Origin of the sequence: Candidatus Pelagibacter sp. HIMB1636 (assembly GCF_052047675.1) — a bacterium.
Classification (GTDB): Bacteria; Pseudomonadota; Alphaproteobacteria; order Pelagibacterales; family Pelagibacteraceae; genus Pelagibacter.
On record NZ_JBNAJP010000001.1, the window covers coordinates 1,019,498 to 1,034,504 of the forward strand.

Here is a 15,007-nt window from a genome sequence, read left to right on the forward strand (position 1 = left end):
ATTTTTAGACAAAAAATCTAAATACTTATTAAGTAGTAGATTTTTCTGCACCCTCTTCATCTTCAAACTTTGGTAATTCTTCAAAAGTATGAAAATTAGGAGGAGACGGTACTGTCCATTCTAAAGTTGTTGCACCTTCACCCCAAGGATTTTGCGCAGCAGCTTTTTTCTTATAAAATGCGTAAATTAAATTCGCAAAGAATACTACCAAGCCTATTACTGAAATATAAGATCCGATTGAAGATATGTAATTCCAACCAGCAAATGCATCTGGATAATCAGCGTATCTTCTTGGCATTCCAGCGAGGCCTAAAAAATGTTGTGGGAAGAAAACTAAGTTTACACCTATAAATGTTAACCAGAAGTGAAGTTGGCCCATCCACTCTGAGTATTCATAACCAGTCATTTTTCCAAACCAGTAATAAAAGCCAGCAAAAATTGCAAACACTGCTCCTAAAGATAATACATAGTGGAAGTGAGCTACCACATAGTAAGTATCATGCATTGCTGTATCTACACCTGCGTTTGCAAGAACTACACCTGTAACTCCACCAACTGTAAATAAAAATATAAACCCTAAAGCCCAAACCATAGGTGTCTTAAATGATATTGAACCACCCCACATAGTTGCTATCCAAGAAAATATTTTAATTCCCGTAGGAACGGCAATGATCATCGTCGCTGCCAAGAAATAAGCTTTAGTGTCTGTACTTAAACCAACTGTATACATGTGGTGAGCCCATACAACGAAACCAACTATTCCAATTGCTACCATTGCATATGCCATTCCTAAATATCCGAATACTGGTTTTCTAGAGAATGTTGAAACAATATGACTGATCATTCCAAAACCTGGTAAAATTAAAATGTAAACTTCAGGATGGCCAAAGAACCAGAATAAGTGTTGAAATAATACTGGGTCTCCACCTGTTTGAGCATCAAAGAACGCAGTTCCAAAATTTCTATCCGTTAATAGCATCGTAATTGCACCTGCTAATACTGGAAGTGATAAAAGTAATAAGAATGCTGTAACTAAAATTGACCAAGCAAATAAAGGCATTTTATGCAATGTCATACCTGGGGTTCTCATGTTTAAAATTGTAGTAATAAAGTTTACTGCTCCTAAAATTGAAGACGCTCCTGCTAAGTGTAAACTTAAAATAGCAAAGTCCATTGCTGGACCAGGCTGTCCTGCTGTAGATGATAAAGGAGGATAGATTGTCCATCCACCACCAACTCCAGTTTGACCTGGAGGGCCATCCATAAATATAGACATGATTAATAAAATGAATGAAGTTGGTAGTAACCAAAATGAAATATTATTCATTCTTGGGAATGCCATGTCAGGCGCACCAATCATAATTGGTACAAACCAATTTCCAAAACCACCAATCATTGCTGGCATCACCATAAAGAAGATCATGATTAAACCATGACCTGTAACTAAAACGTTATATAAATGATAATTTCCACCTAAAATTCCATCACCTGGATGCATTAATTCCATTCTCATTAAAACTGAGAATGCAGTTCCGATCACACCAGCAACAATTGCAAATATAAGGTACATTGTACCAATATCTTTGTGATTAGTTGAATATGCCCAACGTTTCCAACCAGTTGGCGTATGATGATCGTCGTGTGATGCAGTTTGTGTATACATATTATTTACTCGCTAGTTTTTTAAATTGATCTTCTTCATTAATTTCTTTTGCAAATTTTATTTTAGCACCAGTAAGCCATTCTTGATACTCCTCCTCAGAAACTACTCTTACTGTAATCGGCATAAAAGCATGTTTAATTCCACAAAGCTCAGAACACTGTCCATAATAAGTTCCAACTTCTTCTGCTTTAAACCATGTTTCATTTATTCTTCCAGGAACTGCATCTCTTTTAACTCCAAAAGATGGTAAAGCCCAAGCGTGTAAAACATCATTTGCAGTAATTAAAACTTTAACTACTTTATTTACAGGAACAACTAGTTCATTATCTACAGCTAATAATCTAGGCTGATTTTCTTTTAAATCTTTATCTTCAATCATGTAAGAGTCGAAAATAATGTTTTCGTCTGGATACTCATATCCCCAGTACCACTGATAACCAATTGCCTTAACTGTTACATCTGCTTTCGGTATTGAATCTTGTTTATATAAAATTTTAAACGATGGAACTGCCATTACGATTAAAATTAAACATGGAATTAATGTCCATAAAACTTCTACAGCAACATTGTGAGTTCTTTTTGAAGGAACTGGATTTGCTGATGCTCTAAATCTGATACATGCATAGACCATCAAAAATAAAACGAAGACACTTATTGCAATTATGATTGGTAACAACAATTTGTCATGGAAATTAACAATATCTCTCATAGACTCTGATGCAGCTTTTTGAAAACCTAATTGCCAATCTTTTGGCTGGTTAGCAAACGCAACTGCAGGAGTTAAAATTGAAAGAATTGTTATTAAAATTTTTTTCATTTTTTTACCCTATATAGAACGTCTTCAAAAAAATTACACTTTAGTTTTCGCGACAAAATATCAATTTATGGCGTATTTTATGATCGATATAGCTGAAATTACAGCTGTTTCAGATCTCAATATATTATCATTAATTTTCAATGGTTGAACTCCGCTAAATTTTAGAATCTTAGCCCTTTCCTCTTCAGAAAAATCTCCTTCTGGACCTATAATTACACATGTAGGTCTATCTGTAACCTTCTTTAAATCTATTTTGGTATTTTCAGAATTTAGATCAGTAAAAATTAAATCAATTTCATTACTATTTAAAAAACTATCCAATGATTTTGGGTCCTCAATATCTGGAACATTAATTCTATTTGATTGTTCGGACGCCTCAATAATTACTTTCTCTAATCGCTCTTTATTTATTCTACGAACAATCGTTCTATCAAATATTATTGGAATAAATTTTGTAACTCCTAACTCAGTTGCTTTTTGAATCATAAAATTAAAGTAATTTGATTTAATTGGAGAAAATGCCAACCACAATTCTTTAGAATTTTCTTTTTGTCTTAATTGTTTTGTAACATTAAATTCAACAATACCTTTTGAGATGTTTAAAATTTTTGCTTGCCATTCACCACTACTATTAAATAAAGAAAAAATTTCATTTTCTTTAACTCTCATTACTTTGTTTAAGTAATGTGATTGAGATTTATCAAGTGTATCAGTTAAATTATTAGATAAACTTTTAGAAAAATATAATCTAATGTTACTCATATTATTAAATTAGTTTATGAAAAATATTAAAGCAATAATTTTTGACGCTTACGGCACTTTATTCGATGTAAATTCAGCAGCAGAAAAATGCAAAGATAAAATTGGTGATAAGTGGGAAGCTTTTGCAAATTATTGGAGAACTACACAATTAGAATATACCTGGCTTAGAAGCTTAATGAAAAGACATAAAGATTTTTGGCAAATCACTGAAGACAGTTTGGATAAATCAATGAGTATATTTAAAATAGATAATTCAATGAGGGAAGAATTATTAAATCTATATAAAATTCTCTCTCCTTTTGATGAAGTTCCAGAAGTATTAAAATCTTTAAAAGAAAAAAATTTTAAACTAGCAATACTTTCTAATGGTACACCTTCTCTGTTAAATAAATTAGTACAAAGTAATAAATTAGACAATTTATTTGACGATATTTTTTCAATCGAGGAAGTTGGTGTTTTTAAGCCTGACTCTAAAGTTTATGATATGCCAATAAAAAAATATAAAATTAAAAAAAATGAAGTTGCTTTTTTAAGTGCAAATACTTGGGATGTGTCTGGTGGAGGAAACTATGGATACAATTCTATTTGGGTAAATAGAAATAATAATATCTTTGATAAACTTGATTATTCACCACAAAATGAAATTAAAAACTTAAATGGTCTACTTGATATAACTAAGTAGATAATTATATCAACATCCATGAAATCAATTGAAGTATCAAAAATTATAGATCCTATTCCAGCGTCGGATGGTGCAGGAGTAAAGTTAAAAAGAAGTATTGGTGTTGAACCAAATTACTTTGATCCTTTCTTAATGCTAGATGAATTCGGATCTGAAAATAGTGAAGATTATATTGCAGGTTTTCCCCCTCATCCACATCGAGGAATTGAAACCGTTACTTATATGCTTGCTGGAGATTTTGAACATAAAGATAGCACTGGTGGAGAAGGAAGAATGACTGCAGGTGATGTTCAGTGGATGAAAACAGGAAGTGGAATTATTCATTCAGAAATGCCAGCAATGAAAGAAGGAAGACTTCATGGCTTTCAATTATGGATTAACATGCCTGCTAAATTAAAAATGAGTAAGCCAGAATACATTTATATAGATGCTGATAAGATGAGTGTTCATAAAGATGATGAAAAACAAGTTAAAGTTATAGCAGGTAAATTTGAAAATGCTGAAGGACCTGTGAGAGGTCATAATGTAGAGCCAGTTTACTTTGATGTGGAGTTAAATAAAGACAAACAATTTAATTTTAATATTCCATCAACTCACAATACATTTATTTATCTAATAAATGGCGAAATAGAAATTGGCAGTGAGAAACATGATAATGTTAAAGATAGTACTTTAATATTATTAACAAAAGGTGAGGAGCTTAAAGTGAAAGCAAAAACAGATGCTAAATTTCTTGTGATATCTGGAAAACCAATAAATGAGGAAATTGCAAGAGGTGGGCCTTTTGTAATGAATACTAAAGCAGAAATCTTGCAAGCAGTTCAAGATTATCATAATGGTACATTTGTAAAATAAATTATGAATTCGGTAATAATATCAAAAGCAGGTGGGCCAGAAGTTTTAGAATATAAAGAACTTAAGCTTGAAGATCCAAAAGCTGATGAAGTAACGATTAAAAACTACGCTATTGGTTTAAATTATATTGATACTTATCATCGATCAGGACTTTACCCGTTAACTCTTCCCTCTCCAATTGGTCTAGAGGGAGCTGGAGAAATAACTAAAGTTGGCTCAGATGTAAAAGATTTTAAAGTTGGAGATAAAGTTGCATACTGTGCAGCTCCTCTTGGTGCTTATTCAACTCATAGGAATTACCCAACTAAAAACTTGGTAAAAGTTCCTGATAGTGTTGATTTAGAAACAGCAGCAACTTTGATGACAAAAGGAATAACTACATTTTATCTTTTACACAAAACTTATCCTGTAAAATCAGGTGAAGATATTTTATTCCATGCAGCTGCTGGTGGTGTTGGTCAAATTTTTGGTCAGTGGGCTAAAAGTTTAGGATGCAATATAATTGGTACTGTTGGTTCAGATGAAAAAATAGAAAATGCAAAACAAAATGGTTACGACCATGTAATTAATTACAATAAAGATAATTTTGCTGAAAAAGTAAAAGAGATCACAGATGGAAAAGGATTGTCTGTTGTTTATGATGGGGTTGGAAAAAATACTTTTGATGGCTCTATTGAATGTTTGAAATTGAGAGGAATGTTGGTTTCTTTCGGAAATGCATCGGGTCCTTTAGATCCAGTTAACGTTGCAAAATCAATTCAACCAAAAGGACTTTATTTAACAAGACCAAGTATTATGCAGTACACTACAACAAGAGAAGAGTTAGACGAGGCTGCTAATAAAGTATTCGAAATGGCATCAAGCGGAAAAGTAAAAGTAAAAATTTCAAAAAAATATTCTCTTAAAGATATTGCACAAGCACACAAAGATTTAGAGTCTAGAGTTCTTACGGGTCCGGCGGTTATACTTCCCTAGTTTACATCCACGTCCATATCAGACATATGGAGTTTAAGTGCATTCGTTGAAATTTGAATTTCTCTTATAAAAAAAATAATTGATATAATCATGGATAGACAACATGAGCCAAAAATTACTCTCGCTGCAAATACTTCATCTAAATAAAGTGCAAAAACAGTAAGCATATTAAATAGGAAGCCAAATGAAGCAAATAAAATTGTCCATCTAAGAAGTGTTATCCTGCCACTTAAATTAATAAACTGCTTTTTCCATTCAGGTGGAATATGCTTTTCATAAACATGCTCGTCATGGAGTTGGCGAATTAAAATACTTAGGGAATGAAATCTGTTGCTATAAACACTCATAAGTAACGGAATAGCTGGAAACATTAGAGCAGTAACTGTGTAATCTATGTTCATACGAATCAATTTGATTATGAAACTACCCTTTGTTATTTACAAGTAAAATATTATGAACCAAATTAAACTTTTCATTGAACTTACAAGATTAAAAAAACCAATTGGTTACATGCTTTTATTTTGGCCATGTGCGTGGGGTCTAACTTTAGCTTATGATTTTTCATCAAGTTGGAATGACTATTATTTTTATTTAATATTATTTTTTCTTGGTTCAGTTCTAATGCGTTCAGCTGGCTGTATAGTGAATGATATCTTAGATAGAAAATTTGATGCTAAAGTTTTTAGGACTAAAGATCGACCCATAGCCTCAGGAAAAATTTCTGTAAACCTGGCAATTGTTTACTCAATTATTCTTTGCTTATTAGCTTTTATAGTTTTAATTAATTTTAACCTATTTACTATAATTCTTGCTTTAGGTTCAATGCCACTTGCATTTACATATCCTTTAATGAAGAGATTTACTTATTGGCCTCAATTATTTTTAGGTATTACTTTCAATTATGGCTTGATACTTGGATGGACAGCAATAAATGCTGAAATTAATATAATCCCTATCTTGTTTTATTTTGGAGCCATATTTTGGACATTAGGCTATGACACGATGTATGGATTCCAGGATATTAAGGATGACGAAATTATAGGGCTAAAATCAACATCTATAAAGTTTAAAGGAAGTGCAAAAAAATTTCTTTTTTTATGTTATTCCATTTTAATAGTTCTATTTTTTGTAGGAGGTATTTTTATGGAATTTCATTATGTTTATTATTTTTTACTTTTAATACCTATTATCCATTTATTTTTTTACCAAATGAAAATTTTTAATCTTAAAGATCCCATAAGTTGTTTGAAAGCTTTTAAGAGCAACAATTTGTTTGGTCTAATAATTTTAATCAATATTTTAATTGTTCAAAACTTTTAATGAAGAAATCTGAAATTTATAAAAGATTGTATGAGGATTACTCAAAGAGTTATTTAAATAAAATCTTTTTGTCAGCATTTTTATCTATATTGGTTGCAGGAAGTACATCATCCATCGCATGGCTTCTAGATCCTGCTATTAAAAAACTTTTCATTGATAAAGAGCAATCATTACTAATTTTGATACCGTTGATGATTGTATTTGCTTTTACGACTAAAGGTTTGTCTTTGTATTTTGCAAAAGCAACAATGATAGTTGTAGGAGAGTCAATTAAAAAAAAACTTCAATACGACATGGTAAATAATTTAGTTGGGACTGATACACAAATAATTGACAAGAAACACTCAGGTAAATTTATTTCAAATCTTACTTATGATGTAACTCATATTACTAACTTGCTAAGTAATGCAATATTAACTTTGTTTAAAGATTCTTTAACCCTTATTGGTTTGTTGATTGTAATGTTTATGCAAAATTGGAAATTGGCTTTAATTTCAATAATTATGATACCTTTGGCCAGTGTATCTGCTAAAATTTTAGGTAAAAGAATCAGTAAAGTTACTACTGAAGCACAACAAAAATCAGGATTTCTCACAACTTATTTAGTTGAATTATTTAAAAACCATAAACTGATAAAAATTTTCCAAAAAGAAGAATATGAAAAAAATAGAGCAGATAAATTTTTAACTGAACTAAAAGAAAAAAATCAAAAAATTCAAACTGTTTTTGTGCGAATGTCTCCAATAATGGAGACCTTGACTGGAATTATGATTGCAATTTTAATATTTTATTCAGGTTTATTGATGTCTAAGGGTCAACTGGAAATTAATAACTTTTTCTCTTTTTTAGCTGCGATGATGCTAGCTTATCAACCTGTAAGAGCTCTATCCACACTTAACTTAGTAGCAAATCAAGGTTTATCTGCAGCCTCCAGGATTCTTCCAATAATTGATCAAGAAAACAAAATAAAAGATAAAATTAATTCAGAAGCTCTTAAAATAAAAAATTCAAAAATTAAATTTTCTAATGTTAATTTTGCCTATGAGGAGCAAGGAGAACAAACTTTAAATTCAATAAGTTTAGAATTTGAAGGAGGTAAAATGACATCATTAGTTGGGCATAGTGGTTCAGGTAAATCTACAATTATGAATTTAATTCCTAGATTTTACGATAGAGTTTCTGGAGATATTACAATAGACGATCAATCAATATATGATGTAAGCATTAAGACTCTAAGAAATGAAATTTCTCTTGTAAGTCAAGAAACTACACTTTTTGATGATACTATTATGAATAATATTAAGTATGCTAAACAGCAAGCTACTGATGAAGAGATTTATAAAGTTTCAAAATTATCTTTTTGTGAAGAATTTATAAATAATTTACCCAACAAATATGAGACTATGATTGGTGAAAATGGAGTTAGATTATCTGGAGGAGAAAAACAGAGGCTTTCAATTGCTAGAGCTATGATGAAAGATAGTTCAATCATTCTTCTTGACGAAGCAACTTCATCCTTAGACTCAGAAACGGAAACAAAAATTCAAGAAGCTTTAAAAATTTTAACTAAAAATAAAACAACAGTTGTTATAGCTCATAGACTTTCAACCATTTTAAATTCTAATAATATTTACTTGATTGATAAAGGAAAAATTATTGATAATGGAAAACACGAAGATTTGCTTAAAAATTCTAATCTTTATAAAAGTTTTTATGAAAAACAAATACAAAAGTAAAAATGCTATTTCTTTATCAAATAATTATTTTAATTATTTTAATATTATCTCCTTTAATAATTATTTTTAGGATAGTAAAAAAAAAAGAACATAACCAAAGATTCATAGAAAAATTTAGTTTTCCGTCAAAAAAAAGAATTAATGGTAAGCTCATTTGGTTTCATGGAGCAAGTGTGGGTGAAATTATGAGTGTTGTTCCTTTAATTAAACATTATGAAAAAAATAAATCTATTAAACAAATATTGATTACATCCAGCACATTAAGTTCCTCAAAAGTTATAAAAAAATTTAAGTTTAAAAAAACCATACATCAATTTTACCCTATAGATTTCTATCTATTTACAAATAGATTTTTGAATTTTTGGAAACCAGATATTTCAATATTTATAGACTCAGAAATTTGGCCTTGCATGTTTCAAAATATTAAAAAGAGAAAAATTCCTCTCATTTTGATAAACGCAAGGTTAACAAAAAAGACTTATAATAATTGGATTAAAATCAAGAATTTTGGGAAATCAGTATTTGATAATTTAACAATTGCCTATCCACAAAATAGAGAAACAAATACTTATTTAAAAAAACTTACAAGTAGTAAAATTGATCATCTAGGAAATTTAAAATTTGCAGAGATTGGAAATTATCATTTTGATAAATTTAAATCCAATTTAAAGTCTGAATTTAAAAAAAAAAAAATTTGGGTTGCTTCAAGTACACATAATCCAGAAGAAATATTTTGCGGTAAAACACATATTCATCTTAAAAAAAAATACAAAAATCTTTTAACAATAATTATTCCAAGACACATACATAGAGCAAATAAAATTAGTTCTGAATTAAATAATCTTGGACTAAAAGTTACTTTACATAGTTCTAAAAATCAAAATCTTAAAAATACAGATATCTATTTAGTTGATAGCTTTGGTGAAACAAAAAAATTTCACAAGATCAGTTCATCAGTTTTTTTGGGTGGCTCCATAATAAATAGAGGTGGACAAAACCCATTAGAAGCAGCAAGATTTGGTGCTAATATTTTACATGGTCCGGATACAAGCAATTTTACTGATATCTATTATCTCCTTAAATCTTTAAACGTCTCAAAAACTATTTATTCTCCAAAACAATTAGCGTCGTCAATTAGATTCAAAAAAAATAATAATACTGGGATCAAAATAAAAAATATTGGAGATAAAATTTTAAAAAAAACTATAAAAGAACTTGATAAATATATCCTAAATGAATTTAAAAAAACCTAGATTTTGGGAAAATGAAAAACCTAATTTGTTGGCGTACCTATTGCTTCCTCTTGCTAAATTAATTCAATTATTAAGTTTTTTAAAAAGTAAGAAAAAAAAAAATAAATTTAAAATAAAAACTATCTGTATTGGAAATATTTATTTGGGAGGAACTGGCAAAACATCATTAAGTATAGAACTTAAAAATATTTTAGAAAAAAAAAATATCAAAACTTGTTTTGTTAAAAAATTTTATAACAATCAGCAGGATGAACAAATTCTCTTAAAAAATCATGGTCAACTTTTTTTATCAAATAAAAGATATAATGCCATCAGAGATGCAGAAGATAATGGTTTTGAGATTGCTATCTTAGATGACGGTCTCCAAGATCAAAGTATTGAATATGATACAAAAATAGTTTGCTTTAATAATTTAAATTGGATTGGAAATGGTCTTACTATACCTGCGGGTCCATTAAGAGAGGAGATAAGCAACTTAAAAAATTATAAGCAAGTATTTATAAACGGTAACTTAGAAAATTTAGAATATTTGAAGAAAAAAATTTTAAATATAAACCCAGAAATAGACATATATATAGGAAAATATATTCCAGAAAATTTGAATGAGTTTAATATTGAAGATAATTACTTAGTATTTTCAGGTATTGGTAATCACAGAACATTTGTTTCAATGATGAAAGAATATAGTTTTAAAATTTTAAAAGATTTCGAATTTCCAGATCACTATCAGTACAAAGATAATGATATGAAAAAAATATATAATTTAGCAAAAGAATTGGGTTGCAAAATAGTGACAACTGAAAAAGATTTTTTAAGATTGAAAAATATGAATTTTGAAAATTTAAAGTTTATAAAATCTAAATTGAAAATCTTGGAAGAAGAAAAATTTATTAAATCAATTATTTAAAAAATGAAGATTATAAAATATTTTTTTCAATTTTTACTTGCTCTTTTTTGTTTTATATTATTTAAAATATTGGGGGCTAAATTGTCTTCAAAACTAAGTGGAAAAATATTTGAAAATATTGGGCCATTTTTTAGGTCTAAAAAAACTATCGATGAAAATATTAAAAGAGCAATTCCTAATATAAGCGAAGAAAATCTAAATAAAATCAAAACATCAATGTGGAATAATTACGGTAGAGTATTTGCTGAATATATTTTTATTAAAGATTTTAGAAATGGAAAATTAAAAGAAAATATAGAAATTGAAGGTAAAGATATTTTAGACGAAATAAAAAGAAAAAATTCACAAGTAGTTTTTATATCAGGGCATTTTAGTAATTTTGAATTAATGGCAATGAGTTTAGAAAAAAATGAAATCAAACTTGCAACAATTTATCGTCCACTAAATAACATGTTCTTAAATCTGGTAATGGAAACAATTAGAAAAAAGTATATTTGTAAAAATCAAATTAAAAAAGGCATTGGAGGCTTAAAAAATTTAATTAAATATAAAAAAAAAAATTATTCAACAGCATTAATGATAGATCAAAGAGTATCGGAAGGAGTATTGAGTAACTTGTTTAATAAACAAGCCTTAACAACAACAATCCCTGCTCAGTTAGTAAAGAAATACGATATACCTATAGTGCCTGTTTTCATAGAAAGGATTGGTAATATAAAATATAAAGTGATTATTAAAAAACCAGTTGTGTTCTCTAAAGAACATTCAATAATTGAAATTACTGAAAAACTAAACGAAATACTTGAAAAAATGATTATTAAGAATCCTGAGCAGTGGATTTGGTCTCATAATCGTTGGAAATAAATTTTAATTTAATTTTGTTGCTCTCTTTTTTGGTTTGCCTCTATGTAAGAAAAATAAGCTTCTTGCAATTCTACATTCCAATAAGTTAAATTTTCTAAAGCTATTTTTTTTCCAGAAACAGCACAGATGACATGATCACCATTTTCTAATATTTGAAAATTATTAGGTAAATATTTTATTTTTGCTAATTTTTTCATCATTTTTAGTTTATACAGTTTTATATGAAAGTTGGAATAATAGGAAGTGGTGGTAGAGAGCATGCGTTATGCCATTCAATTAAAAAATCTGATAAAATTGATAAAATATTTTGTTTTCCAGGAAATGCTGGTACTGAAAATTTAGCTGAAAATATAAATTTAGATCTAAAAAACTTTGAAAATTTAAAAAATTTCATCATTGAAAAAAATATTGATTTGATTGTTATTGGGCCTGAACAACCACTTGTAGAAGGTATTGTAGATTATCTAGAAAAATTTAATATAAAAGTATTTGGTCCAAATAAAATTGCTTCACAGCTCGAAGGTTCAAAAATTTTTACGAAACAAATTTGTGAAAAATTTAATATTCCAACAGCAAAATTTGGAATTTTTCCTAATAGAGACGAAGCTAAGAGCTATTTAAATAAAAGCAAATATCCGATTGTAATTAAAGCTGATAATTTAGCAGCAGGTAAAGGAGTTTATATAGCTAAAAGCTACAGTGAAGCAGAAGATGCAATTGATGAAATTTTTAATGGTAAATTTGGTAAAGCTGAAAAAGTACTGATTGAGGAGTTTTTAGCAGGTGAAGAAATGAGTTACTTCACAATACATGATGGAAAAATATTTAAAAATTTTGGAACAGCGCAAGATCACAAAAGAGTTTTGGAAGGTGATAAGGGAAAAAATACCGGAGGAATGGGATCATATTCTCCATCAAGACTAATAAACGATGAATTAGAAAAAAAAATAATTAACAAAATTATTAAACCTACACTTAAAGGTCTGGCTGAGATTGGAACTGAATACAAAGGTTTTTTATATGCAGGTTTAATGATTGTAGATGATGAACCATACCTAATAGAATATAACGTAAGAATGGGTGACCCTGAGTGTCAAACAATCTTGCCAAAACTTAAAACTGATATCATTGATATTTTTATATCTTGTTGTGATAGAAAACTAAATGAAACAAAAATTGATTGGCATAATAAAAATAGTCTTTGTTTTGTAATATGCTCCAAAGGTTATCCAGACGAATATAAAAAAAATATAGAGATAGAAAATATTAATAAAATTATACAGAATAATGATGAGTATATGTTTCATGCGGGAACTATACAAAAGAATAATAAAATTTATGCAGTTGGTGGTAGGGTCTTAAACTTTGTAACTTTATCAGAAGAATTTAAAGACGCTCAAATAAAAATTTTCAAAAATATTGAACTCTTAAATTGGGATAGTGGATTTTTTAGAAAAGATATAGGCTACAAAGTAATTAAAGAATGAGAATAATATCAGGTTTTTACAAAGGTAAAAAAATCTTAGAACCAAATGACATTAAAACAAGACCTTTAAAGGATTTAACTAAGGAATCTATTTTTAACATAATTGCACACTCTAATAAGATAAAAATTTCATTACAAGAATCAAAAGTATTAGACTTATTTTCAGGTGTTGGATCATTTGGGGTTGAATGCTTGTCTAGGGGAGTTCAAGAAGTAACTTTTGTCGAAAAATATAGTGGAGTTTTGCCTGTTTTAAAAAAAAACTTATTAAATTTAAATAAAGTCAATAATTATAAAATAATAGAAAAAGATATTTATGAAGATAGTTTTTTTGAAAGTTTCATTGATAAATTTGACATTATTTTTCTGGATCCACCTTACAAAGATGATTTAAATATAATTTTAGAAAAAATAAATAATATACATTTATTAAATACAGACGGAATTATCATTCTTCACAGACATAAAAATCAAAAAGATATCTTTCCTAAAAATTTTGAAGTTATTGAAAATAAAAAATACGGAATTTCAAAAGTAATGTTTATAAATTTACTATCTTAGTAACTTGTGCGTTTCGGTTTTAATTAATTCTACTGACGGTTGATCGTAAGGATTTAAGTTCATACACTTTCCTAATAATATTGTTTCCATAATAAAAAAACAAAATAATTCTCCAAGAGTTTTTTCATCTCTCTTGGTTATTTCGAAGCTTCTGAATGGTATATTTTTTTTCTTAAAAACATTTTCAGTTGCTATTTTTTGAGCATAAATAACTTTTGATAATGTTTTTCCCTTTAAAAAATTCTTAGAGGGCAATATTAAATTGTTATTTATCTTTGGAGAATTTTTTTCATGCACATAAAAAAAAGTAAAAAAATTATTTCTAAATCCGTCTAAATAGAGTTGCATAACACTATGATTATCCTTGGGCATAGAGGACACGATTGGGAGAATTCCTTTTTTTTTCTTCCCAAGACTTTCGGCAACTAATTGTTGATACCATTTAAATAAATTGTCAGAACGCTCATCGTAATTAATGATTACAGAGTTAAACTTTTTATTTTTTATCAGTTTAAGTATTATGCTGACATTTTTAATTAAATTGTTTAAAAAATTTTTGTTCTTAATTAATGTATTGAATTGTCTGAATTTATTAGGATTTAAATCCATTAATTCAGCTGGTAACATTCCTACTTCCGATAACACAGAATATCTTCCACCAATATAATTACTGTGATGAATTATGTCAGATTTCAATTTTTGTGCTAGATTTATAAGATAATTATTTTTGTTTTCAGTTATAAAAATATTTTTTTCATTTTTTTTTATAAAAATATTTGCATTTACGATTGTCTCAATAGTATTTCCTGATTTTGAAACTATTAAATTTAAATATTTTTCATTTTTGTTTTTAACAATTTGAAGATTATCTAAAAATTCAAAATTTTTATTTATTTTAGATTTTAAAAAATCATATATCGCTCTAGTTCCAAGAGAAGATCCTCCCATTCCTATAATTCTAAAACTTTTATATTTTTTATATTTTTGAATTAGCGTTTTTGTATAACTATCTTTGTAATTACGTCCCATTGAAAGAAAAACATAATTTTTTTTTTTCAATAATTGATAAAGTTTTTTTTTTGTGTTTGAAAAATTGCTTTTAAATTTAAAATTTTTAAACTTAATA

General features: G+C 28.1%; 16 protein-coding genes. 10 read left to right on the forward strand and 6 right to left on the reverse strand.

The features are described from left to right. Window positions 1–28 precede the first annotated feature (28 nt). The 3 genes from ctaD to ACTTA6_RS05345 are packed head-to-tail and all read right to left on the reverse strand — an operon-like array spanning window position 29 to window position 3,242. A complete protein-coding gene (ctaD, locus tag ACTTA6_RS05335) occupies window positions 29–1,663 on the reverse strand; it encodes a cytochrome c oxidase subunit I (RefSeq protein WP_440613775.1) in 1,635 nt (544 codons plus the stop codon). 1 nt (window position 1,664) lies between these two features. Then, window positions 1,665–2,480, reverse strand: a complete 816-nt coding sequence (gene coxB / locus ACTTA6_RS05340) for a cytochrome c oxidase subunit II (protein ID WP_428080982.1) — start codon at window positions 2,478–2,480, stop codon at window positions 1,665–1,667. Between the two features lie 60 nt (window positions 2,481–2,540). After that, the gene (locus ACTTA6_RS05345; protein ID WP_440613774.1) at window positions 2,541–3,242 is read right to left on the reverse strand and encodes an RsmE family RNA methyltransferase; all 702 of its coding nucleotides are present in this window, start codon (window positions 3,240–3,242) and stop codon (window positions 2,541–2,543) included. A gap of 16 nt (window positions 3,243–3,258) precedes the next feature. On the opposite strand from ACTTA6_RS05345, the gene ACTTA6_RS05350 reads away from it, so the two are divergent. Genes ACTTA6_RS05350 through ACTTA6_RS05360 form a run of 3 tightly spaced genes read left to right on the forward strand, consistent with a single transcriptional unit; the run spans window position 3,259 to window position 5,754 of the window. Continuing rightward, the gene (locus tag ACTTA6_RS05350) at window positions 3,259–3,924 is read left to right on the forward strand and encodes a haloacid dehalogenase type II (protein WP_440613773.1); all 666 of its coding nucleotides are present in this window, start codon (window positions 3,259–3,261) and stop codon (window positions 3,922–3,924) included. 18 nt (window positions 3,925–3,942) lie between these two features. Further along, a complete protein-coding gene (locus tag ACTTA6_RS05355; RefSeq protein ID WP_440613772.1) occupies window positions 3,943–4,779 on the forward strand; it encodes a pirin family protein in 837 nt (278 codons plus the stop codon). 3 nt (window positions 4,780–4,782) lie between these two features. Beyond that, window positions 4,783–5,754, forward strand: coding sequence for a quinone oxidoreductase family protein (locus ACTTA6_RS05360; protein WP_440613771.1), 972 nt, complete (start codon window positions 4,783–4,785; stop codon window positions 5,752–5,754). On the opposite strand, the gene ACTTA6_RS05365 is transcribed toward ACTTA6_RS05360, so the two are convergent. After that, window positions 5,751–6,155, reverse strand: a complete 405-nt coding sequence (locus ACTTA6_RS05365) for a DUF2721 domain-containing protein (RefSeq protein ID WP_075506429.1) — start codon at window positions 6,153–6,155, stop codon at window positions 5,751–5,753. The two genes, ACTTA6_RS05360 and ACTTA6_RS05365, sit on opposite strands and share 4 nt — an antisense overlap. A 52-nt stretch (window positions 6,156–6,207) precedes the next feature. Here ACTTA6_RS05365 and ubiA point away from each other — a divergent pair, with 52 nt between their 5' ends. The 5 genes from ubiA to ACTTA6_RS05390 are packed head-to-tail and all read left to right on the forward strand — an operon-like array spanning window position 6,208 to window position 11,834. Continuing rightward, window positions 6,208–7,074, forward strand: a complete 867-nt coding sequence (gene ubiA / locus ACTTA6_RS05370; RefSeq protein WP_440613770.1) for a 4-hydroxybenzoate octaprenyltransferase — start codon at window positions 6,208–6,210, stop codon at window positions 7,072–7,074. Continuing rightward, complete coding sequence (locus ACTTA6_RS05375) at window positions 7,074–8,810, forward strand: ABC transporter ATP-binding protein (protein ID WP_440613769.1); 1,737 nt, start codon at window positions 7,074–7,076, stop codon at window positions 8,808–8,810. Before ubiA ends, ACTTA6_RS05375 begins: the two co-directional genes overlap by 1 nt. Window positions 8,811–8,812: 2 nt before the next feature. Then, window positions 8,813–10,063, forward strand: coding sequence for a 3-deoxy-D-manno-octulosonic acid transferase (locus tag ACTTA6_RS05380; protein WP_440613768.1), 1,251 nt, complete (start codon window positions 8,813–8,815; stop codon window positions 10,061–10,063). After that, a complete protein-coding gene (gene lpxK, locus ACTTA6_RS05385) occupies window positions 10,044–10,970 on the forward strand; it encodes a tetraacyldisaccharide 4'-kinase (protein ID WP_440613767.1) in 927 nt (308 codons plus the stop codon). Before ACTTA6_RS05380 ends, lpxK begins: the two co-directional genes overlap by 20 nt. A 3-nt stretch (window positions 10,971–10,973) precedes the next feature. Then, the gene (locus tag ACTTA6_RS05390; RefSeq protein WP_440613766.1) at window positions 10,974–11,834 is read left to right on the forward strand and encodes a lysophospholipid acyltransferase family protein; all 861 of its coding nucleotides are present in this window, start codon (window positions 10,974–10,976) and stop codon (window positions 11,832–11,834) included. 8 nt (window positions 11,835–11,842) lie between these two features. Here ACTTA6_RS05390 and ACTTA6_RS05395 read toward each other — a convergent pair whose 3' ends face one another. Next, window positions 11,843–12,034 (reverse strand): DUF2093 domain-containing protein, encoded by a 192-nt coding sequence (locus ACTTA6_RS05395; RefSeq protein WP_440613765.1) that lies wholly within the window; start codon window positions 12,032–12,034, stop codon window positions 11,843–11,845. 21 nt (window positions 12,035–12,055) lie between these two features. On the opposite strand from ACTTA6_RS05395, the gene purD reads away from it, so the two are divergent. After that, window positions 12,056–13,321, forward strand: coding sequence for a phosphoribosylamine--glycine ligase (gene purD / locus ACTTA6_RS05400; protein WP_440613764.1), 1,266 nt, complete (start codon window positions 12,056–12,058; stop codon window positions 13,319–13,321). Beyond that, window positions 13,318–13,881 carry a 16S rRNA (guanine(966)-N(2))-methyltransferase RsmD gene (gene rsmD / locus ACTTA6_RS05405; RefSeq protein ID WP_440613763.1) on the forward strand — a complete coding sequence of 188 codons (564 nt, stop codon included), beginning with the start codon at window positions 13,318–13,320 and terminating at the stop codon, window positions 13,879–13,881. Before purD ends, rsmD begins: the two co-directional genes overlap by 4 nt. Here rsmD and ACTTA6_RS05410 read toward each other — a convergent pair. Further along, complete coding sequence (locus ACTTA6_RS05410; RefSeq protein WP_440680391.1) at window positions 13,873–14,910, reverse strand: glucose-6-phosphate isomerase; 1,038 nt, start codon at window positions 14,908–14,910, stop codon at window positions 13,873–13,875. The genes rsmD and ACTTA6_RS05410 overlap by 9 nt on opposite strands. Between the last annotated feature and the right edge of the window lie 97 nt (window positions 14,911–15,007).